General features: G+C 45.7%; 18 protein-coding genes, 1 other RNA gene, 2 riboswitches and 1 other annotated feature. Of the genes, 4 read left to right on the top strand and 15 right to left on the bottom strand.

The genetic code is table 11. The features are described from left to right. Window positions 1-4 precede the first annotated feature (4 nt). On the bottom strand, window positions 5-1,165 hold the full coding sequence (locus V5G21_RS17295; RefSeq protein WP_095294614.1) for a cysteine desulfurase family protein: 1,161 nt from the start codon (window positions 1,163-1,165) through the stop codon (window positions 5-7). 33 nt (window positions 1,166-1,198) lie between these two features. Continuing rightward, a complete protein-coding gene (gene cymR / locus V5G21_RS17290; RefSeq protein WP_011246428.1) occupies window positions 1,199-1,618 on the bottom strand; it encodes a cysteine metabolism transcriptional regulator CymR in 420 nt (139 codons plus the stop codon). A gap of 282 nt (window positions 1,619-1,900) precedes the next feature. On the opposite strand from cymR, the gene V5G21_RS17285 reads away from it, so the two are divergent. Together V5G21_RS17285 and V5G21_RS17280 are read left to right on the top strand one after the other, a co-directional pair. After that, window positions 1,901-3,163, top strand: coding sequence for a replication-associated recombination protein A (locus tag V5G21_RS17285; RefSeq protein ID WP_063609715.1), 1,263 nt, complete (start codon window positions 1,901-1,903; stop codon window positions 3,161-3,163). Window positions 3,164-3,320: 157 nt separating this feature from the next. Beyond that, window positions 3,321-3,950, top strand: a complete 630-nt coding sequence (locus V5G21_RS17280; RefSeq protein WP_063609716.1) for an RsfA family transcriptional regulator — start codon at window positions 3,321-3,323, stop codon at window positions 3,948-3,950. A gap of 59 nt (window positions 3,951-4,009) precedes the next feature. Here V5G21_RS17280 and V5G21_RS17275 read toward each other — a convergent pair whose 3' ends face one another. Then, window positions 4,010-4,777, bottom strand: coding sequence for a tRNA threonylcarbamoyladenosine dehydratase (locus V5G21_RS17275; RefSeq protein ID WP_035204541.1), 768 nt, complete (start codon window positions 4,775-4,777; stop codon window positions 4,010-4,012). Between the two features lie 286 nt (window positions 4,778-5,063). Then, window positions 5,064-5,166: riboswitch (SAM riboswitch) on the top strand. A gap of 132 nt (window positions 5,167-5,298) precedes the next feature. Between V5G21_RS17275 and V5G21_RS17270 the strand changes: the two genes are divergently transcribed. Further along, on the top strand, window positions 5,299-6,405 hold the full coding sequence (locus tag V5G21_RS17270) for a 5-methyltetrahydropteroyltriglutamate--homocysteine S-methyltransferase (protein ID WP_073303976.1): 1,107 nt from the start codon (window positions 5,299-5,301) through the stop codon (window positions 6,403-6,405). 438 nt (window positions 6,406-6,843) lie between these two features. Here V5G21_RS17270 and ssrS read toward each other — a convergent pair. Beyond that, window positions 6,844-7,023: non-coding RNA, 6S RNA (gene ssrS / locus V5G21_RS17265), on the bottom strand. Between the two features lie 201 nt (window positions 7,024-7,224). Between ssrS and V5G21_RS17260 the strand changes: the two genes are divergently transcribed. Then, window positions 7,225-7,530 (top strand): hypothetical protein, encoded by a 306-nt coding sequence (locus V5G21_RS17260; protein WP_011246423.1) that lies wholly within the window; start codon window positions 7,225-7,227, stop codon window positions 7,528-7,530. Here the strand turns inward: V5G21_RS17260 and V5G21_RS17255 are convergent. The 11 genes from V5G21_RS17255 to recJ all read right to left on the bottom strand — a co-directional run bounded on the left by V5G21_RS17255 (window position 7,525) and on the right by recJ (window position 22,483). Next, a complete protein-coding gene (locus tag V5G21_RS17255) occupies window positions 7,525-8,724 on the bottom strand; it encodes a homoserine dehydrogenase (protein WP_011246422.1) in 1,200 nt (399 codons plus the stop codon). The genes V5G21_RS17260 and V5G21_RS17255 overlap by 6 nt on opposite strands. Before the next feature lie 59 nt (window positions 8,725-8,783). Beyond that, window positions 8,784-8,894: riboswitch (SAM riboswitch) on the bottom strand. A gap of 49 nt (window positions 8,895-8,943) precedes the next feature. Then, entirely contained in the window at window positions 8,944-10,713 is a 1,770-nt protein-coding gene (gene aspS / locus V5G21_RS17250; RefSeq protein WP_011246421.1) for an aspartate--tRNA ligase, read from the bottom strand. A 3-nt stretch (window positions 10,714-10,716) separates the two neighbouring features. Next, window positions 10,717-11,997: a histidine--tRNA ligase gene (gene hisS / locus V5G21_RS17245; RefSeq protein ID WP_011246420.1), complete on the bottom strand. Its 1,281-nt coding sequence runs from the start codon at window positions 11,995-11,997 to the stop codon at window positions 10,717-10,719. Between the two features lie 51 nt (window positions 11,998-12,048). After that, window positions 12,049-12,272: a binding site (T-box leader), on the bottom strand. A 350-nt stretch (window positions 12,273-12,622) separates the two neighbouring features. After that, window positions 12,623-13,675, bottom strand: a complete 1,053-nt coding sequence (locus V5G21_RS17240) for a serine hydrolase domain-containing protein (protein WP_235360824.1) — start codon at window positions 13,673-13,675, stop codon at window positions 12,623-12,625. A 159-nt stretch (window positions 13,676-13,834) separates the two neighbouring features. Continuing rightward, a complete protein-coding gene (locus V5G21_RS17235; RefSeq protein ID WP_011246418.1) occupies window positions 13,835-14,848 on the bottom strand; it encodes a Gfo/Idh/MocA family protein in 1,014 nt (337 codons plus the stop codon). Continuing rightward, complete coding sequence (locus tag V5G21_RS17230; protein WP_011246417.1) at window positions 14,845-15,567, bottom strand: ThuA domain-containing protein; 723 nt, start codon at window positions 15,565-15,567, stop codon at window positions 14,845-14,847. The genes V5G21_RS17235 and V5G21_RS17230 overlap by 4 nt, the downstream gene beginning before the upstream one ends. 36 nt (window positions 15,568-15,603) lie before the next feature. Continuing rightward, entirely contained in the window at window positions 15,604-16,611 is a 1,008-nt protein-coding gene (locus V5G21_RS17225; RefSeq protein WP_011246416.1) for a LacI family DNA-binding transcriptional regulator, read from the bottom strand. Between the two features lie 226 nt (window positions 16,612-16,837). Next, entirely contained in the window at window positions 16,838-17,278 is a 441-nt protein-coding gene (dtd, locus tag V5G21_RS17220) for a D-aminoacyl-tRNA deacylase (protein ID WP_011246415.1), read from the bottom strand. Between the two features lie 21 nt (window positions 17,279-17,299). Next, the gene (locus V5G21_RS17215) at window positions 17,300-19,507 is read right to left on the bottom strand and encodes a RelA/SpoT family protein (protein WP_011246414.1); all 2,208 of its coding nucleotides are present in this window, start codon (window positions 19,505-19,507) and stop codon (window positions 17,300-17,302) included. A 113-nt stretch (window positions 19,508-19,620) separates the two neighbouring features. Then, a complete protein-coding gene (locus V5G21_RS17210) occupies window positions 19,621-20,136 on the bottom strand; it encodes an adenine phosphoribosyltransferase (protein WP_011246413.1) in 516 nt (171 codons plus the stop codon). Beyond that, the gene (gene recJ, locus V5G21_RS17205) at window positions 20,126-22,483 is read right to left on the bottom strand and encodes a single-stranded-DNA-specific exonuclease RecJ (protein ID WP_095236169.1); all 2,358 of its coding nucleotides are present in this window, start codon (window positions 22,481-22,483) and stop codon (window positions 20,126-20,128) included. Before recJ ends, V5G21_RS17210 begins: the two co-directional genes overlap by 11 nt. Window positions 22,484-22,529: the final 46 nt, after the last annotated feature.

Raw genomic sequence — 22,529 nt, 5'->3', positions numbered from 1 at the left:
GCCGCTATTCAATGAACGCCTTTTTCCCTTGCTCAGACAAGACGCAATCCGCGATTTGCTCAAACGCATAAGCCAACTCTTCCTTTGAATTGGTCATGCCAAAACTAAAGCGGATCGCTTCTTTGACACGATGGCTATCTTTTCCATACATCGCTTGAATGACATGAGAAGGTTGAAGCGTCCCTGCCGTGCAAGCAGAACCTCCAGACGCAGCAATGCCTTGCAGGTCTAATTTCATCAAAAGCGCTTCTGTAGACGCACCTGGAAAACAAACGTTCAAAATGTGATCAAGCCGTTCCCCACTCTCGCCATTTTCCAGCACTGCTACACCGCGCCGCTCCATCGTTTCAAAAAACATTGCCCTGTATAATTTGTAGCTTTGGCGACGCTGCTCACGTTCAGCGTATGCTTGGTTGAAAGCATGAGCAAAACCAACAGCACCGGCGACATTTTCTGTGCCTGCCCTGCGTTTCCGTTCTTGCTCGCCCCCATGCAACAGCGGTTCTAATTCGATGCCTTCACGTACAAACAAACAGCCAATCCCTTTTGGCCCATTTAGCTTATGGCTTGCAATGGTCATCAAGTCTACGGCGAGCTCGTCCGTATTGAGCTCATATAGCCCAGCTGCTTGAACAGCATCGGAATGAAAAGCTGCTTGATGCCCTTTTAGCAGCTCGCCAATTTCTTTAATCGGTTGCACTGTGCCAACCTCATTGTTCGCAAACATGATGGAGACAAGGATCGTTTCTTCGGTTAACGCATTTTTCAATTGCGCAAACGAAATTTGCCCATTTTCATTGACAGGCAGCTTTGTTATCGAAAACCCTTCCTTTTCCAATTCCTTCAGCGTATGCAGGACAGCATGATGTTCAATTTCTGAAGTGATGATATGCGTGCCTTTTTCACGGTTGGCACGGGCAAAGCCAATAAGCGCTAAATTATTCGCTTCTGTACCGCCGCTCGTAAACAGCACCTCATTGCTGTTAGCGTTTAGCAATGACGCAATTGATTCACGGGCTTCGATTAACGCTTGTTTCGCTTGGCGTCCAAACTGATGGATGCTTGATGGATTACCAAAAACCGTAGAAAAATAAGGCATCATCGCTTCCAACGCTTGGGGATGCAACACTGATGTGGCTGCATGGTCTAAATAAATTTGCTTCATGAGTGGCACCTTCCGTCCCCTTGCTCCGTTGTATTAAATATAAAACATATAGTACTCTTGTTCTCCATCTTCCTTAAAATTGGCTAAGTCGGCAAGAGTCGTTTTATCGAGCACTTCCTTGACTGCGTCCCGTATTTTTATCCATAAATCGCGCTTGGCAGGCTCCTCATCTTCAAGCACTTCAACCGGACTAATCGGTCCTTCTAACACACGAATAATATCGCCTGCTGTAATATCTTCGGCATCTTTAGCCAGCATATAGCCACCATAGGCACCGCGAACACTTTTAACGAGCATCGCATTGCGGAGCGGCGCAATCAATTGCTCCAAATAATGCTCTGATAGTTTATATTCCTTAGCAATAGATTTCAAGGAAACAGGCCCTTCCCCTGATTTCTTAGCGAGTGCCATCATAATCGTCAATCCATAACGTCCTTTTGTCGAAATTTTCACGTCAATCCCTCTTTCATCAAAATAAATGCTGTATGATCTGGAAAATACTCCGTCTTTCACTTCATGTATTTGACAATCCGTTCTCGTGATCCGCTTTTCAATGTTGCCTATTCCTACTTGGCAAGCGCTAAATTTTCCTTTATACCCTTGACATTATAGCATGTTTTCATACTGGATTGATAGAAGTTCGCAGAATCGAGAAGGCACGGGCATTTCGTTCATGGACAGTTCTGCTTGTCTGAGCTACACTACGTAAGACGAGGAAAAAGAGGAGGGACACTCATGAAAAGACAACCGTTGGCCTATCGCATGCGCCCTACTTCTGTCGAAGAAGTGATTGGCCAGCATTCTTTGCTTGGGGAAGGCATGATGTTATCGAGAATGATTAAAGCGAACCAGCTTTCCTCCATGGTGCTTTATGGTCCGCCAGGTACAGGGAAAACGTCGATTGCCCGAGCGATTGCAGGGTCGAGCGGCATGCATTTCCGCATGTTGAACGCCACTGTCCATCATAAAAAAGATATGGAGACGGCTGTCGAGGAAGCCAAGATGTATGGCTCGCTCCTTTTAATATTAGATGAAGTCCATCGCCTTGATAAAGCAAAGCAAGACTTTCTGCTCCCCCATTTAGAGAGCGGTCTATTGCTTTTAATTGGCGCTACTACTGCCAATCCTTACCATTCAATCAACCCAGCGATTCGTAGCCGCTGCCATATTTTTGAATTGGAACAGCTCGAACCTGATGATATTGAAAAAGCGCTGCGCCGTGCCCTCGCAGACGAAGAGAGAGGCCTTGGCCATGAAAAAATCGATATCGCCCCTGAAGCACTCCGCCATTTGGCATTGGCTTGTGGCGGCGATGTCCGCGCTGCCCTTAATGCGCTTGAGCTTGCTGTCCTCTCCACACCTAAACAGCCAGATGGCACACGCTCTGTCACACTCCGTTCCGCCGAACAGAGTATCCAGAAAAAAAGCATTCAACATGACAAAGATGGCGATGCCCATTATGATGTGCTGTCTGCTTTTCAAAAGTCGATCCGCGGAAGCGACGTGAATGCAAGTCTTCACTACTTGGCACGCTTGTTAGAAGCAGGCGACCTTATTAGCATCCATCGCCGTCTGCTCGTTATCGCCTATGAGGACATTAGCCTTGCCAATCCCCAAGCGGGGCCTCGAACGCTTGCAGCCATTGAAGCATCAGAAAGGCTCGGACTGCCTGAAGCACGGATTCCTCTTGCCAACGCTGTGGTTGAACTTGCCCTTTCTCCAAAAAGCAACAGTGCCTATAAAGCACTTGATGCCGCTATGGATGCACTGCGAAAAGGTGGCAGTGGTGAAGTGCCTCGCCATTTAAAAGATGCGCATTATAAAGGAGCGCAACAATTAGGCAGAGGCAGCGACTATAAATACCCTCATGACTATAAAGATGGCTGGGTCAAACAACAGTATTTGCCAGACAAAATTGCCGATCACCGTTATTATGAGCCAAAGCAAACAGGGAAATTCGAACAAGCGCTTAGCGAAATGTACAAAAGACGAAGCTAAACATGTTTCATCCCTTTTTTCTGCCAACATCGATTGCCTAGTTACGATGACGTGATTGTCCATTCTCGCAAACAAGATCTTTTTTAGCAGGCTAGTATAAAATGGCGCAACTCTGGCAAAAGTAAAGCCATAAGCACTGCATGAAGGAGATGGACAAATGAAAACGAGACAAGATGCATGGTCCCATGAAGATGATGTGCTTCTTGCTGAGACTGTTTTAACGCATATTAAAGAAGGAAGTACACAGCTAAAGGCATTTGACGAGGTTGGGGATGCTTTAAACCGGACCTCTGCAGCGTGTGGATTTAGATGGAATGCTGTTGTACGGCAAAAATATTTAAAGCAAATCGATTCCGCCAAACGGGAACGAAAAGAACGGAAACGAGCGCTTTCAGCCAGTTATTTCTCTCAAGCTCGTATTGGAAAAACAGAAAGCCCGTCTAGAACGTTTTACCAAACAGCAACAGTGGATGGTGGAGCGGTGACGCTTGAATCTATTATTGGCCAACTCAAACAATTGGCACAAACCGAGCCCGCGTCCTCACGCTTAGAATTAGAGAACAAACAGTTACGCGCTCAATTGGAAGAAAAGACTGCTAAATTAAACGAGCTAGAAACAAAGCTACAACGAAATAAACAAGAACATAGTATGATTGAAGAAGATTACCAGTCGTTGATTTCGATTATGAACAGGGCGCGCCGCCTTGCAATTTTGGAAGAAGACGAACAGGATCATCCTGCTTTTCGGATGGACGCTAACGGAAACTTAGAGAAACTATCAAAGTAAATTCGCTTCTTGTTTAAAGGATGAAAGCTCCTACGTTTTTTAGCGTAGGAGCTTACTAGTTAAGAACGTCGGTTAATCTCTATGCCTTCTAGTAAACAAGTGATGACATGTCCCGCCATGATCAAGCCTGATACAGACGGCACGAACGCATTTGAAGACGGCGGTAGTTTCGCTTTGCGGATGTTTCCTTGTTCAGCCGTTTCAGGTACAATTTCCTTACGGATGTCTTCCCTAATTTGGATCGGTTTCTCATCTGAAAAAACAACATTGACGCCTTTATGAATCCCCTCTTTTCGTAACCTCGTACGAATTACTTTTGCAATAGGGTCATAGCTTGTTTCGGAAATATCCGCAATCCTTAAACGAGTTGGGTCCATTTTATTGGCGACTCCCATGCTGGATATAATCGGAATGCCCCGCAGCTTACATTGTTTAATCAAATGGATTTTATAAGAAATGGTGTCGCTGGCATCAATGACGAAGTCAAGTTTATGTGAAAAAAACGATTCATACGTTTCCTCGGTATAAAACATTTTTCTTGTAATTACTTCACAATTTGGGTTGATGTCACTTATCCGCGCAGCCATCAAATCAACTTTCGGCTTGCCAACTGTTGAGAGCAATGCATGGATCTGGCGATTTACATTCGTAATATCGACATCGTCTTTATCAACGAGCACAATTTTACCGACGCCAGAACGGGCTAGCGCTTCTGCCGAAAAGGATCCGACTCCTCCTACCCCTAACACAGCAACTGTACTGCCTTTTAGGCGCTCCAGCCCATCATGGCCGATTGCTAACTCATTTCTTGAAAACTGGTGCAACATCGATGTCCACTCCTTTTGTGCCTTTGTACTGACTGAATGATCATACCACAAAATGAACGCAATCCGCCTGCTCGTATGTGATTTTTTTCTCGCATTAAGAGAAAAAGCGAAAAACCGATACCGGAAGAGATTAACGATTGCACAAATTTCTAAATGCGCCTAAATCATTTCTTAACTACAAGCCGGTTTCTAATTAAACTGCCTAAAATCTAAATTTTCCTTGCATTTTTTTAAAAGATATACTAGAGTATTAACCATTAACCCTTTACAAAAATAAATATGTTTTTTCTTATCCAGAGAGATGGAGGGATTTGGCCCTTTGAAGTCTCAGCAACCGGCCTTTGGCAATGGTGCTAATTCCAATAGGTAATGTACCTAGGAGATAAGAAGTTCGTTGTCTATAGTACGAGGACCTTCTTTATTCTAGAAGGTCCTTTATTATTTGGCCGGTACAACTGAGTGGAGAAGTGGCAAGCATCACTTTGGGTAACCATTCTTTAATCAAAAGGAGAGAAATGAGGATGACAAGCATTGCTGTAAAACCACCATTTAGGGCAGACCACGTTGGCAGTTTACTGCGGCCAGAACGTATCCACCAAGCGAGAAATGACTGTAAGGAAGGCACCATTACGGCCGCGCAATTGCATGAAATAGAGACACAAGAAATCAAACGAATTGTCGATAAGCAAATTGAAATTGGCTTGGAGTTGGTGACGGACGGGGAATTTAGGCGTCGTTTCTGGCATACTGATTTCCTCGAACATTTGAATGGCGTAGAAGGGTATGTTCCAGAAGTCGGCTATATTTTCCAAGGCAATGAAGAAACGGAAAGATACAACGTCCGCAACGTAGGAAAGGTTTCATTTAACCATGATCATCCCCATGTAAAAGACTTTATTGAATTTAATAAGATTGTCGGAGGGCGTGCAGTCGCGAAGCAAACCATTCCGAGCCCAAATCAATTGTTTAATATTGGCATTCGTGATGAAACGATCTACCCTGATATTGAGGAATACGCAAAAGATATTATTCAAGCCTACCGTGATGCCGTGAACGCTTTCTACGAGGCAGGTTGTCGTTATTTGCAATTTGATGACGTCTATATTGCTGGCCTTTCGTCGCCTGACATTCCATTTAATGATGGAGCATACTCAAGAGAATATTTAATTGATTTAGCACTCCGTGTCGTAAATGGCGTTTTGGAAGAAAAACCAGACGATCTCGTTGTGACGACTCACCTTTGCCGTGGCAACTACCGGTCTAACTGGGCTTTTGAAGGCAGTTATGCCCTTATTGCTCCGACTTTATTTGCAAAAGAGAAAGTGAATGGTTTCTTTTTAGAATACGATGACGATCGTTCTGGAGACTTTAAACCACTGGAGCATATTCCGAACGGCGGGGCCCGCGTTGTTCTTGGACTCCTCACCTCTAAAAATGGGGAATTAGAAGATAAAGAATCAATCATTGGCCGCATTAATGAAGCAAGCCAATATGTACCGCTAGAACAACTCTGTTTAAGCCCTCAATGTGGCTTTGCTTCCACTCATCATGGAAATCTTTTAACCGAGGAACAACAGTGGGCAAAATTAAAATATATCGTTGATATTGCCAAAGAAGTTTGGGGATAAGGACGCGTTTCAATCAAGCACGATCGGAATTTCTCTCTTTTTCACGCTTCCCCTGTTTTTTACTTGGACATCGTTCCGTTTAAAACCAATTCAGAAAGTATACATCTTATAAAAGCCCGGCATAGGCCGGGCTTTAGTATGTCTCGTTTATCTCTGTCATATGTCTTTCATCCACAAGAGAACCGTTAATCAGCAAGTCTGAGAGGGGACTCCCTTTTCGGCTATCGTCTTTATATAGCTTGAGCATATAGTCACGAACTTGGCCTCCATTTTGCCGGTAGCCAACTTTGAATTTTTCTAGAGAAGCCGTGATATTCCCTATAAGCTCAAGACCGACCTTCTCTGGAATACACTAGCCAATCATCCTTGAGATTTTGATTTCTTTCGCCGTTAGAAAGCCAAACCAAAAAAGCACCCACAAGGGTGCTTCATCGTCACAATTATCCCGACTATGCCGTAAGAACTTGGTGCTTTGAACCTGCAAGGCAGGTGGGTGCTTCGCATTGGCCTTTTTACGTCCCCAGCTTGCGGGGCATGTAAGCGAGCCAATAACGGCAAGCTCCCTTTTTTAAGGTGTTGGCTCAAAGTAAACAATTCCTACGAACATCTCAGGATAATGTTTGTATAGCCATTATACTCTTTTTTTAAACGCTTCTCAAGTATTCACGGAAAATTAAAACGTTTTTCCTACGGCTTTTTCAGTGATTGTGAGATTCGAGAATTGTTTTTAGATGTGCTATGGTAATTGTACATTGTCTTTTTGCTTGCCCTTCTTTACTGGGCAACGTTTACGCAGTTTAACCAAAGGAGGGATCGTCCATGTCAAAGCTGGCAACGCACCGCTGTATTGAAGTTCGCCAGGAAATTGGATTACTCAAAAAGCAGATTGTCGAAACGTCGTTTGATTTAGCACTTTATCCTGACCGGATTGAAACAGAAAACGCTTCGTTCCCTATTGGTTCTGTTTTCGACATTTCCTACCGGCTGCCGAGTGGAGAAAGCCAGCTTGGTTTTCTTTATTTGCATACAAGCCAAGGCGTTGTTACGTATAAAATTAAGCAAAATCCCGAATCCTTTATTAAAGCGTTCAAAAAACTTGTCCCTGAAACAAAATTCCGCTCATAAAGCATGTGCCTGTTCCTGTTTAAATACATGCTCCCCACCAATTACTTGATACGACTGAAAAGGAACTTCCAAAAGTGGCGCCGTCACTAAAAGGACATCGCCTTCTTTTTCGCGGCGGCGCTCCCACACATGAATATTGCTGGAAACGTCACTGACATCTGCCCCAGTAGGTACAAACCAAAGCTGCTTTTGCAGTTGAGGCATATTCGATGCAGGCTGGGAAAGGACGGTCCTACGCAGACGCTTGCCTTTCTCATGTAGAATAAAGTCTTCGACAGCGCTATTGGCTGTTGCCTCTTGCCCTGCTCCTGGGCCAGCAAAAAACAATTGCTGAATGTCTTTGCCTTGTAACAGAACCCCATTGGCCACACCGTTTACGCCCGCTAATAGATGTGTTTCCTCTACAAAAGCAGGCTTCACAGAACCAGTTATGCTGCCGTCTTGTTGTAAAAAAGAGGTGCCAACAAGTTTTAAGGCAAACTGGTTTTCTTTTGCCACCCGTACATGCCATGGTTCAATCCCGCCGATTCCTTGGCGTTCAAATGCCGATATGTCGACCCATTGGCCAAAACAAAGGCGCGCCAGCAAAGTCAACTTATACAGGGCGTCATAGCCTTCTACATCGGACGTCGGGTCTGTTTCTGCATAGCCAAGCCGCTGCGCTTCATCTAGAGCTTGTTGGTAGGTTTTGCCACTGTCCATTTCAGTGAGAATAAAATTGGTTGTGCCGTTTAAAATGCCTGATATCCCATTAATCGCAGTTGTCGCCAATGCACTTTGCAACACATTCACAATCGGGATCGCTCCACAAACCGCAGCGTCGTAGCCGTAATAGGCACCAGATGAAAGGGCGACCGCCTCTAGTTCTTTACCGTGTAAGGCGACAAGCTTTTTATTGGCGGTCACTACAGATACGCCTTCTGCTAGCAAGCTTTCCGTATATGTTCTGGCCGGTTCGACAACATTTGTTACTTCAAACACAACATCATATGTAGCAGCCTCCCTGAAAAGATCCCATGATGACGTAACGAGTTTGGCCCCTTCGCTTTGCCTTTGCTTAGACTGATCTTTTACTAAAATGGAGACAAGTTCAATCCGATCACTTACCATCTGTTGGAGCGCTCTTTGTGTACTGGTGATGCGCTCGTAAATGCCAGTCCCTACTGTCCCAAATCCAATAATGCCTATTTTCACCGTCTTCACCCTTTCTCCATTGAAAAAACCCCTTTTCAGATAAGAAAAGGGGTTCGCCTCACTTATCTTTCAGAACAAAAGCTGCTCTGCTGAATGTAGCACCGTGGTTTACAAATAAACTGGTTGCCGGGCTTCATTGGGTCAGGTCCCTCCGCCACTCTTGATAAGTTCTTATTCATTTTTATATTAGGCACATTATAAGCAGAGGCCACGTATTTGTCAACTGCGCTTGCTAATAATGGACAAGTTTAAATCAATCAGCTGTTCAACGCTCACTTTGTTTGGCGCTTCGGTTAGAAGGTCGCTAGCGCTTGCCGTTTTTGGAAAAGCAATCACCTCACGTAAATTGCTTTTGCGTGCAAGAAGCATGACGATTCGGTCCAGACCTAAGGCAATGCCGCCATGTGGAGGCGTTCCATAATCAAATGCTTCAAGCAAAAAGCCAAACTCTTCTTTAGCCGCTTCTGAACTAAAACCAAGGAGCTTGAACATTTTTTCTTGCAGTTCCCGTTCATAGATGCGCTGGGAGCCGCCGCCAAGCTCAAAGCCGTTTAAGACAAGGTCATATGCTTCGGCACGTACTTGCTCTGGATGGGTTTCCATCAGGTCCAAGTCTTCCGCTTTCGGGCGTGTAAACGGATGATGGAGCGCGACAAACCGTTTTGCTTGTTCGTCATATTCGACAAGTGGAAAATCGGTTACCCAGAGGAAGTGAAACGCGTTTTCGTCAATTAGCTGAAACTCCTTTCCAAACTTTAAGCGCAGCGCGCCCAATGCATGAAACACAACTTGCTTTTTATCGGCTCCGAAAAAGAGCAAATCGCCTGCTTCAGCGTCCATTGCCGCAAGCAATGCAGCCGTTTGCGCCTCATTAAAGAATTTGGCAATCGGGCCCTTTATCCCTTCGTCATCGACTTTGAGCCAAGCCAACCCTTTTGCCCCATAAGGCTTGACAAAATCAGCTAACGCATCAATGTCTTTTCGTGAAAGCTTATCAGCCCCGCCTTTCAGTGTAAGGCCTTTAATAATGCCGCCTGCTTCTAACGCGCCTTTAAACACTTTAAACTCCGTGTCTTTGAGCACGTCAGACAGTTCGATCAGTTCCATGCCAAAACGAGTGTCAGGCTTGTCAGAACCGTAGCGGTTCATCGCTTCCTCGTACGTCATCCGCGAGAAAGGCCGTTTTAGCTCAAGCCCGTGTGTTTCTTTCAGCAATTTTTCCATCATGGCTTCAGTCATCGCCAAGATATCCTCTGTATCAAGAAAGCTTGTTTCAATATCGATTTGCGTAAATTCAGGCTGCCTGTCTGCGCGCAAATCTTCATCACGGAAACAGCGGACAATTTGGAAGTACTTCTCAAAACCGGACACCATCAACAGTTGCTTAAAAATTTGCGGCGATTGTGGCAGCGCATAAAACTGGCCATGATGGACGCGGCTCGGCACCAAATAATCGCGCGCTCCTTCTGGCGTGCTTTTGGTTAGCATCGGCGTCTCAATCTCCAAATAGCCATCTGCATCAAGAAAATCACGAACGCTTTTCATGATTTTGTGACGCATCGCGAACGCTTCTTGCATATCAGGGCGACGCAAATCCAAATAGCGGTATTTCAAACGGACGTCTTCAGCTGCATCCGTGTCTGCTTCAATTTGGAATGGCAAAGATTTTGAGACATTCAGGATTTCGAGCTCACGAACGTGAACTTCGATAGCACCAGTTGCCAGCTTGTCATTAACGGCCTGTTCATTCCGTTCCACCACAATGCCTGAAACGGCGACAAGATACTCATTGCGGACACGGTCAGCTGCTTTCAACGCTTCTTCACTGACTTCCGGACTGCACACAACTTGGACAATACCAGAGCGATCACGAAGATCTAAAAAAATCACCTGGCCTAAATCACGGCGCCGCTGCACCCACCCTTTTAGTTGAACCTGTTGGCCTGCGAGTGTTTTGTCAAGTTGGCCACAATGATGTGTACGTTTCATCTCCTAGTTTCCTCCTCGTATCTGTTCTTGTAAAAATGATGTCAAATCGCTAATGGCGACTACCGTTTGTTCTCCAGTTGCCATTTGTTTAACGAGCGCTTGTTGCTTCGCGATTTCGTCTTCGCCAATGATAATTGTATAAGACGCTTGATAACGATCAGCCGCTTTAAGCTGTGCTTTCATTTTTTTGCCTAAGTAGTCTTTATCAGCACGAATGCCTCCATCGCGCAACCGTTGCAACAGTTGTGGCCCTAGGCGGCTTGCTTCATCGCCGAGAGTAACTACATACGCATCGAGGCTTTGCGGTACTGGCAAGTCGACATTCTCCGCTTTCATCGCTAATATAAAGCGTTCGATGCTGAAGGCAAATCCGATGCCTGGCGTCTCTGGCCCGCCAAATTCCTGGACAAGTCCATTGTAGCGCCCGCCCCCGCATAGCGTTGTAATTGCTCCGAATCCTGGAGCAGTACTAAGCAATTCAAATGCGGTATGGTTGTAATAATCCAACCCACGCACAAGCGTTGGATCGACTACATAAGGAATGTTCAGCAAGTCGAGCGTTTCCTTTAGCGACTGAAAATACGCACGTGACTCTTCATTTAAATAATCTAAAATCGACGGTGCTGTCGCCATAAGCGGATGCTCTCTATCCTTTTTGCAATCGAGAATGCGCAATGGATTTTTTTCAAGTCGCATTTGGCAGTCGCTACAAAATTCATCAATTGATGGCTTAAAGTGGGCAATTAATGCTTCCCGATGTGCCTGACGGCTTTCCGAATCGCCAAGTGAATTGATGACCAGTTTCAAGTTGACAAGGCCAAGTTTTTTGCAGATAGCGATGAGCAATGCTAGCACTTCCGCATCTAGTTGGGGGCTCGCGCTGCCAAGCGCCTCTACGCCAAATTGGACAAATTGACGCATACGCCCTGCTTGTGGGCGCTCGTAACGAAACATCGGCCCTGTGTAGTACAACTTCGTTGGCTGTGCTGGGGATGCATACAGTTTATGGTTGACATAAGAACGAACGACTGCCGCCGTTCCCTCAGGCCTTAGTGTTAAGCTGCGACCGCCGCGGTCCGAAAAGGTATACATTTCTTTTTGAACAATATCGGTCGTATCGCCTACACCCCGTGAAAAAATTTCGGTATGTTCAAAGATCGGCGTACGGATTTCTTGATAATGGTATGTTTCGCATGTTTCCTTAGCAACTTGTTCAATGTACTGCCAAATTGCTGCGTCATCTGGCAAAATATCTTGCGTCCCCCGTGGCAGCTGAATCGACATCTCTCATCTCTCCTTTTCCATAAAAAAACTCCCGTCCCAGATGATCGGATCATCTGGGACGGGAGCATATCCCGTGGTACCACCCAAATTGAGGCATAAAGCCCCCACTTTTGTCTGTTAACGCCAGCTACGCCCTTTCCTACTAAACCAGTGGTTGTTCAGAAAGAATCCTCAAAGGTGTTCATTCGTTACGGTAGAAGAGGCCGCTTTCAGCCTAGGCGGCCCTCTCTTTGCATCTATTGCCCTTAACTACTATGCCTTATCATTGGTTTTATCCCATTTTTCAGTTGTGATGGTAACAAAACGGCAGGCGTTTGATGCCGCCTTTTTTGTGCGCTTATATGCTTCAACAATAACTCTAAGATGTTTATAACTATACGAATTACACAGACCGGTGTCAACCGTTAATTGCGATTTTGCTGTTTTTTATACATCGGTAAGGAATGTTGCTCGATACCTGTTTCCAACGGTTTCACTAGATCCCAGACTCCTATTGGGGTAGGAATCTCTTTTTCCCATTGCGTGTAAAACGGCACTGGATAGTTGCTACTAGTCCGCATGTAACCGCCCCTTTTCCCAACGTTTTTGTTAGGATAGCCATTCCAAGGCCGTTTTAAACGTATTTTCAAAAAAAGAGGCATTGATAGATTAAGTCATGGAGCGCGGGGCGAATACGGCGAATCGCATGATTGTCTCTTCCTAAATGGACACGGTTCGTTAAAAAAATGACCGCAAGTTCAGCAACAGGGTCAAACCATATGCTTGTGCCTGTAAAACCAAGATGGCCATAGGAAAACGGGGAAAAAAAGCGGCCGCAAGACGAGTTGGTCTGTGCTCCTTTTAGGATCCAGCCGAGTCCCCGGGGTTCTTCCATACCAGCGCTAAAATGTTGCCGTGCATAGCGGAGAATGTCTGGGTCAAATAGCAAAGGGGTTGCTGTTTGCATTTCACCAGCAAATTTTTCAATGTCACTCACTGTCGAAAAAAGCCCTGCATGGCCACTGACGCCCCCCATGGCAAAAGCATTCTCATCATGGACTTCACCGCATTTAGGGCGCCCTAACCAATGATCCCATTCCGTTGCTGCGTAACGAGTAGCAGGAAATCGGGGACAAAACTGTGTTTCCTGCATGCCAAGAGGAGTGTATATCCATTCGTTTGCAACCCGTTGCAAACTCTTTCCGGTTACTTGTTCGATGATTGCTCCAAGGGCAATAAAACTTAAATCGCTGTAAACGACGCGGGTTCCAGGTGTGTACGTAGGCGCTTGGTGGCAAACACGGGCGATCGTTTCGTGATAATTAAGCCCCTCCTTATAAAAGGGAACGCTGGCAGGAAGCCCTGCTGAATGGGTCAGCAACTGAAAAATGGTTACATTTTCTTTCCCATTAGCGCCGAAAGGAGGGAGCACCTCTGCTACGGGCATATGGAGGGAAAGGCGCTTCCTTTGCCATAACTGTAAAATGAGCGGCAACGTGCAAACAACTTTTGTTAAAGAAGCTAAATCAAAAACCGTATTGATGCTCATCGGTTGCCTGTCTGGCCATAGCTGGCGATAACCGATCGCGCCCCGGAAAAGCAGGCGGTTTCGATGAATCACACTAATAACAGCCCCAGGAAGCCGTTCTTTGTCGATTTGCTCTTGCAAAAAAGTGAACATGGTGCTGCCTAGCTCCACCGTTTCTCCCCCTTTTTGCTTTAGATTACCACAAAAAGAGGCATCTCCGTAAAGCAAAAGAAGTCTCCTTCCCTTCATCCAAGGATGAAAGGAGGAGACTTCAGAAAGTTGGGGCCGGTTTCGGATCAACCGGAATGGGCCCTCGCGATTGAGCGAAGCTTACTTACTCTGTTTATAAATTTGTTCGATGATGCTTGAAACGAGGCGGGCCTCATTCGGTTTCACGATCAGTTCTGTTCCACTCGTGCAGGCAGCGACAAAATGCCGTGCTTGTGCTAGCCCTTCATCGCTTTCTCCGGAAATCCAGTCCGCCACGGTAGTCGTCATCATTCCTTGAGAAGCATGGTTGACAGCATAAGGAAACACGTTTACGCCACCTTGAGTGCCAGAGATGCTTAACGTTTCTTTGTCTTCAGGAACATTGGCAGCCCATGACGTTTCAAATAGCATCGTCGCGCCGTTTTTAAATTTAATATAAGCAGTGGCGTGGTCTTCGACATCAATGGTCGTTGCATCGTACAATCCCCATTGATTGACTTGGTCAGGATCGCGGCTGACCATTTCGTACGTTTGGCCGTGAACACTTTCTATTTCTGGGAAATCAAGGAGCCAAAGTGCTAAATCTAACAAATGGCAACCGTAATCCATTAGACACCCTCCGCCTTGAAGGGATTTATTGGTGAACACGCCCCATCCAGGGACTTTTCTCCGCCGCATCGCTTCGACACGCACAACTAGAGGGTCGCCGATTCCTCCAGAGGCAATTAGGCGTTTGGCGGCTTGCGATTCCTTTTTAAAACGGTAATGGTAACCGACTTGCAATACACGCTTCGCTTTCTCGGCTGCGTTGACCATGTCCTCACACGCTGCATCCGTAATGGCCATCGGTTTTTCACAAAATACGTGGACACCAGCTTCAAGTGCGGCAACGGACATCTCATGGTGAAACTTGTTAGGCGTACAAATAATAACGGCATCGACACGTTTGAACAGTTCCGCTGCCTCTTTTGCGACAAAAGGAATCGCAAACTGGTCGGCAACTTCTTTCGCTCTGTTCTCATTAACATCATAAACGCCAGCAAGTTCGACTCCCTCGATTTTTGAAAATGCAGGGATATGCCTGCCTGATGCAATGCCACCGACGCCAATAAACCCTAGTTTTAATTGTATCATTTGCTTCCCCCTGGAACAGGCTCAAGAGGCTTGGCGTTTCCGTAAGCAGGATATGCCCGTTTCGTCGGTGCTGCCCAGCGAACGGCATTTTGAATGACCCGTTGGACATGTTGATTTTTAAAGGTAGGATACGTTTCATGCCCTGGACGAAAATAAAAGATTTTGCCGTTTCCTCTCGTGTATGTACAGCCGCTACGGAACACTTCGCCGCCCTGGAACCAGCTAAGAAAAACGATCTCATCTGGATTTGGAATATCAAAGTGCTCGCCATACATTTCTTCCTTCTCTAGTTCAAAATATTCATCAATGCCTTCTGCAATTGGATGGCTTGGGCTCACAACCCAAAGGCGCTCTTTTTCATCCGCCTCACGCCATTTTAAATCGCACCCTGTCCCCATCAATTTCTTGAATATTTTCGAGAAATGGCCTGAATGAAGGACAATCAAGCCCATTCCCTCAAGCACCCTTTTATGAACGCGTTCGACTACTTCATCCGCTACTTCGTGGTGAGCAATATGCCCCCACCAAACAAGGACATCGGTTTGGTTTAACAGTTCTTCTGTCAAACCATGTTCAGGCTCGTCTAGTGTTGCCGTTGAAACTTGATGTTCTTTGCCTAAAAAATCAGCAATGACTTGGTGAATCCCGTCTGGATAAACGCTGCGCACAGCTTCATCTTTTTGTTCATGCCTAAATTCATTCCAAATGGTTACATTCATTGTATTTCCCCTTCCTGGAATCGTTCCCAGTAATCGTTAAGTTGATTTCCGCGCCAACAGCGGCGCCTCCAAATATGTCGCTAACGGTGGTGGACTCTCTTTTCGCAACAAAGCGAGCATACGTTCCATTGCTGCCCTGCCCATTTCCTGCACAGGCTGGTGAATCGTCGTCAACTCGGGTTCAATCAAAGTAGCATGCGGTTGATTGTCAAAGCCGACAATCGCTAAGTCATCAGGGATTTTCCAGCCAGCAGCTTTTGCCTCAGCGATTATTCCAGCTGCCACTTCATCGCTTCCTGTCAAAATGGCATCAGGCCGGTTAGCTAAGCACACCATTTGTTTGAATATATTTCTGCCGTCCTCAAGGGAATGTCCCAAAAACAAACATTCGCCATACATGTGCATCCCGGCTTCTTCCATTGCCTGACAAAACCCTAAATAACGATCTTGGGCAAGTGGCGAAATAACGGCATCGGATTCCGTTTTTGTGATCGGATTGCAATAAGCAATTTGCTTATAACCTTTTTTTAACAAATGGACAGTTGCTTCGTACATCGCTTTACTCTGGTCAATTGTCACTACTGGTACTCCATCAGACTGCCGTGGATATTCATTGCAAATGACAATGGGCCCATAATCCGTATAGGGGGCAATCGTTTCCCAATCATTAACGAGCGAAGCAAGAATAAGGCCATCGACTTGTTTGGTTCGCAAAAGCTGCAAGAAATGGAGCTCTTGGTTTGCAGAACCTCTTGTGTTGCATAAAATAAGCCTATACGACTGTTCAGCAGCGACCTCGTCCATCGCGTCTACAATTGCACTAAAAAAAGGGTTTACGATTCGTGAAACAAGGACAGCAATTGTCCGTGTTTCTGTTCCCCTAAGGCGTTGAGCCGATGAATTCGGTAAATAGCCCAGCTCCTTCATTGCTTGTTTGACGGCTTTCCGTTTTTCCTCATCCACATAAGGCTGATTGTTCATTACACGGGAAACCGTTGACCGTGACACACCAGCACGAAGGGCCACATCTTTAATTGTGGGCATTGATCCACTCCTTTATTGAAAACGTTCTCATTTCACTTTTATTGTACTTGTTTCTCCCTTCATGTCAACCTTCATTTATAAAAAAGAGCCTGCCAACTGGCAAGCTCCGGACTATCGTTGCAAACGCTCGTATACATTTTCGTTTGTGCAAGTATCGGCTCGCAACACTCGTCTTATTCGGATCCCCCTTAAATGAAGATGTCAACACGATTAAGACGACAAGCGCTTACTCGCTTTCAACTAAAATCGTTACCGGCCCATCATTAATTAACTCTACTTCCATCATCGCCCCAAACTCGCCCGTTTCCACAACAAGGCCGAGCTCTCGCAAATAGCTGTTAAAACGTTCATAAAGCAGCTTTGCCTTTTCAGGCTTAGCAGCACGCATGAAATTAGGACGACGTCCTTTTTTACAGTCTCCATAAAGCGTAAATTGTGAAATCGATAAGACGGAACCGCCTTGATCGAGTACCGATTCATTCATTTTGGCAGAGCTGTCTTCAAAAATGCGCAAATGGGCTACTTTTTCCGCACAAAAACGTACGTCCGCTTCTGTATCTTCTTGATGAATTCCAACTAAGAGGACAAGGCCTGGCCCAATGTCGCCTACTGTTTTTTGGTCGACTCGAACACTGCCCCGTTTCGCTCGCTGGACTAGTACTCGCACTTTTTCTCACCTGCCTCGACTCTAATGGGTTACCCTCCGCACAGAGTAAATGTCTTTTAACTGTTTAATTTTGTCGACCACTTTTTGCAAATGAGCGATATTGGAAATAGAAATGCTCATTTCAATCGTCGCCATTTTATGCTTATGGTCAGAACGCCCAGAAATCGTATTTATTTGCGTGCGCGTTTCTGTCAATGTGTGCAACACTTCATTTAACAGACCGTTGCGGTCAAATCCAGTAATTTCAATGTCGACATTATACGACTTGCCCTGCTGCTCATTTCCTTCCCATTCCACTTCAAGCAAACGGGACGAATCTGAATCGGCTATGACATTCGGGCAATCTTCACGGTGAATGGAAACGCCACGGCCTTTCGTAATGTAGCCGACAATCTCATCTCCTGGCACTGGCGTGCAACATCGTGCTAGGCGGATAAGCATATTGTCGACCCCTTTTACATGCACGCCAATTGAATTTGTCCGCTTGTTTGGCGAAACCGTTTGGATTTCATTTAACACTGCATCAAGGGATTGTTGCTCCTGCTCGCTGTCTTTTGCTTTGCGTTGTTTTTCAGTAAGGCGATTGACAATTTGTTTAGCGCTAATTCCGCCATAACCAACTGCTGCATACATATCTTCTTCGCCAGCAAAACTGAACTTGCTAATCGCTTCTTGTAAATTTTCCTGCGTTAAAATGTCTTTTACATCGAAATCAAGCGCCCGTATTTCTTTTTCGATTGCTTCTTTCCCTTTGACGACATTTTCTTCGCGTTTCTCTTTTTTGAACCACTGTTTGATTTTGTTTTTAGCATGTGACGACTTAGTAATTTTCAACCAGTCATGGCTTGGCCCATATGAGTGTTTCGACGTCATCACTTCGACAATGTCACCCGTTTTTAGTTCATGGTCAAGGGGGACCATTTTGCTGTTCACTTTCGCACCGATACAACGGTTGCCGATCTCACTATGGATCCGATAAGCAAAATCAAGAGGAACCGATCCCCGGGGCAATTCAATGACGTCTCCTTTTGGTGTAAACACAAACACCATATCAGAAAACAGGTCCATTTTCATAGATTCCATAAACTCTTGGGCGTCATTTGTGTCTGTCTGCGATTCAATCACATCACGGAACCACGTTAATTTATCTTCAAACGAATAGCGATTGCTTGAGAGTGTTTTCCCTTCTTTATACGCCCAATGGGCGGCAACACCATATTCAGCTACCCGGTGCATGTCCTCTGTACGGATCTGCACTTCCAGCGGGTCTCCGTTCGGTCCGACTACGGTTGTATGCAGCGACTGATACATATTTGCTTTTGGCATGGCAATGTAATCTTTAAAGCGTCCTGGCATGGGGCGCCAGCACGTATGAATGACGCCAAGAACCGCATAACAGTCTTTAATGTTTTTAACAATAATTCGTACAGCTAGCAAATCATAAATTTCATTAAATTGTTTGTGCTGAATCACCATTTTGCGGTAAATGCTGTATATATGCTTTGGCCGGCCTGACAATTCTGCCTGTACGTTCACTTCTTTAAGTTGGACTTTGATTTTGTCCATCACTTCTGTCAAATACTCTTCCCGTTCAGCACGTTTCCGTTTCATTAAATTGACAATACGGTAATACTGCTGTGGATCCAAATAACGAAGCGCTGTATCTTCCAGTTCCCATTTAATCGTTGAAATTCCAAGACGATGTGCCAATGGAGCAAAGATCTCTAACGTTTCGTTTGAAGTAATCCGCTGCTTCTGCGGTGGCATAAATTTAAGTGTCCGCATATTATGGAGACGGTCTGCCAGTTTAATCAAGAGGACGCGGATATCTTTCGCCATAGCCATAAGCATTTTCCGGTGGTTTTCGGCTTGCTGCTCCTCTTTTGATTTATATTTAAACTTCTTTAATTTTGTTACGCCGTCAACTAGCATAGCGACTTCCTCGTTAAACGCTTCTTCCAAATCGTCGACTGTTGCTTCGGTATCTTCAACGACATCATGAAGAAAAGCGGCGGCAATCGTATTCGGATCTAATTCAAGCCCGACAATAATGCCAGCTACTTGGACTGGGTGTAAAATATAGGGCTCTCCCGATTTACGGTACTGACCACTGTGTGCCTTTTCAGCAAACTCGTACGCTTTTTCCAAAAAGACAATATCATCTTTTGTCAAATACGCACGCGCTTTTTCGAGCACCTGATCAATTGTCATGAAATCACCTTTACTCATTCGACAAGTTTTCTTTCTATTATCCGCTACTCGTTCAGTGTTGTAAAGGGAGAGCGGCTTAGAAATTGCAAAAAGACCGGTGTGCCGATTCGCACAACCAGTCTGTAAGCGATTTATTCGTAAGACATTAATGAAAACAAGTCGTACTGCTTTAGTTTATCGCGGCCGCCTATATAAGCCAATTCGATCAAGAAGGCAATCCCGACCACTTTCCCGCCAAGTTGCTCTACCATTTTAGCCGTTGCCTCAATCGTACCCCCTGTTGCGAGGAGGTCATCGGTAATGACGACGCGTTGGCCTGGCTGGATGCTGTCTTTATGGATGGTTAAACAGTCTTTTCCATATTCAAGACCATAGTTGGCTTCAATGACTTCCCGAGGCAATTTGCCTTTTTTCCTAACAGGGACAAAACCGATTTCAAGTTCAGTCGCGATTGGGCAACCAACAACAAAGCCACGTGCTTCAGGGCCGACAATGACGTCTGCTTGTTTTTCTTTTGCATAAACGGCAAGTTCTTCAACGGCGCGCTTGTAGGCTGTGCCGTTTTGCATCAACGTCGTAATGTCTTTAAAGCGTATGCCCTCTTGCGGCCAATCTTCGACAATTGTTATATATTGTTTATAATCCATTTAGGATCGACTCCTCTTTTGTTTCAGCGCTCCCTTCGATGGCAGCCTGGAACCATTCTTTTAACTGTTGATAAGAAGCAAAAACAAATTCATTCTCAAGCCATGCTTTTTCCTGCTTGGCTTGGTAGGTCGGCGATGCAGTCAACGCTTTTTTTTCAGGGTTTTCTACTGCTTCAACGATGCCGTCGTCAAGCTTGATAAAACCAAGTTCTAAAAATACAGTGGTCATAAATTCGACCGTGCGGGCTGACCAGCCTTTGTGCTTTTCGAGCTTCGCGCCGAGTTGATTCAGTGAAAAGCGTTGGTTTTTCTTAATAAAACCATAATACCATTTGAACTGCTCGCGGTTTGGATTCGTTTGAAAAAACGATTCTTCTTCCTCAGAGAACACAACATAAACACGGCTTGGCTCCCCTTTCTTAGAAAAAAGACTTTCCAGTTCAACCCGGTTGCTAGGCAAATCGAGCAACACGACGTAAGCTTCAAAAAAGGAAGGCGCTTGCCGGTAATCATATACGGGTACGTCCAACCCAAGTCTTTCTTTTGTCCCTTCTTGAAAGGAAATAGCGACGAGTTTTTCACGAGGCAAGTCAAGCAACCGGCTGTTTAAGCGGTTTGGCTGGATGCTGCGCCAATCAAATAGTTGCCACTCCAATACGGCAAGATCGTCAATAATAAGTTGTGGCTTTACTTTTCCGTTCCATTCATTCAACGATACCGTTCCGATGGCAGATAACTTTGCATGTGGCGTGATCTCTTCAAACAAATGCCCCATTCTAAAGGCAATTCCGTCAAGCGGCTTTTGGGCGCCAGTAAATTGGATTTTTAAATGGTTTTGGTTGCTGCCAATCCGGCGCATATCGGAAATATGCGCACCCTCAACAAGTACAATCGGTTTTCGGTTGGCAACGCCAAACGGGGCAAGTGCCTGCAACTCGCCAATCACTTGAACGGTTACATCCTCCACTTCTGCAACGAGGTCTATATCCGTGGCTGGCGTAAGCATGTCGTCCGTTAGTGTCTCCTTGGCTTGCTTGATTAAACGAGAACGTAAGTCGTCAATGTCCTCGGTTTTAAGTGTCATCCCTGCCGCCATCGGGTGTCCGCCAAAATGAGGAAGTATATCCCGGTTATTCGCCAATTCTTGGTACATGTCAAACCCTTCGATGCTTCTGGCTGAGCCTTTCGCAAGTCCTGAAGATTCGTCAATGCTCATGACAATTGTCGGACGGTAAAACTGCTCTACAAGGCGAGAAGCGACAATCCCGATGACCCCTGGATTCCAGCCTTCCTTCGCTACAACGATGGCATGGGGGATCTTTGTGCCATAGGTTGTTTCCACAAGGCGAATCGCTTCTTCTGTCATTTTGCTAACAATTGCTTGCCGTTCTTTATTGAGGCTATCGATTTCTGTGGCTAGCGCTTTTGCTTCTTCTTCATCATCAGCAAGGAGCAGCTCAACAGCTGGATTAGCAGAATCGAGCCGCCCTGCTGCATTTAGACGAGGGCCAATCGCAAAGCCGATATGGTCGGCATCCATTGCTTCCTGCTTCATGCCGCATACTTCCTTTAAGGCACGGATCCCAGGGCGGCCGCTTGATTCAATCGCGCGAAGCCCCTTTTTGGCCAGCAGCCGATTTTCATCAATGAGAGGCACCAAGTCGGCGATCGTGCCGATCACAGCGTAATCGAGCAGCTCTTCAGGCAGGCGCCCGAGCAAAGCGTGTGCAACTTTAAAGGCAACGCCTACGCCGGCAAGCTCTTTAAATGGATACGGGCAACCAGGCTGCTTAGGATTAATGATCGCCAATGCTTCTGGCAAAACCGGCGGCGGCTCATGGTGGTCAGTGATAATAAAATCCAGGCCGATGTCTTTGGCATGGGCAGCTTCATTCAAAGCAGAAATGCCTGTATCGACTGTTATCACTAAGTGATAACCTTGCCTTTTTGCAAAGTCTAGCGCTGGGCAATTGGGCCCGTATCCTTCTGTAAAACGGTTTGGTATATAGTAATCACAGTCCGCGCCATACGTTTGTAACGCTGTTAGCATCACGGAAGTCGAACTAACGCCATCAGCATCATAGTCCCCAAAAACAAGAATGCGTTCTTTTCGTTTGACTGCGAGGGCAATTCGTTCAATCGTTTCCTCCATCCCTTTCAACAAAAAGGGATCGTAAAACGTCGGCTCTTCGTAGTGTAAAAAGCGCTTGGCCGCCTGGACGGTTTGGATTCCCCGGCGTACAAGAAGACGGGCCGTTAACATCGATACACGCAGCTCGTCTGCGAGCTCTTGCGCCAACAGCTCGTTTTGTTCTAAAATGCGCCATCTTGTTTTTGATTGCAACATATGTAAAAAACACCCCTCGACCATCCTATTATACAGGAGGGGCTAA

Origin of the sequence: Shouchella rhizosphaerae, assembly GCF_036700015.1 — a bacterium.
Lineage (GTDB): Bacteria > Bacillota > Bacilli > Bacillales > Bacillaceae_D > Shouchella > Shouchella rhizosphaerae.
The sequence above is the reverse complement of the archived record's forward strand: the minus strand, read 5'-3'. Positions and strand labels throughout refer to the sequence as shown.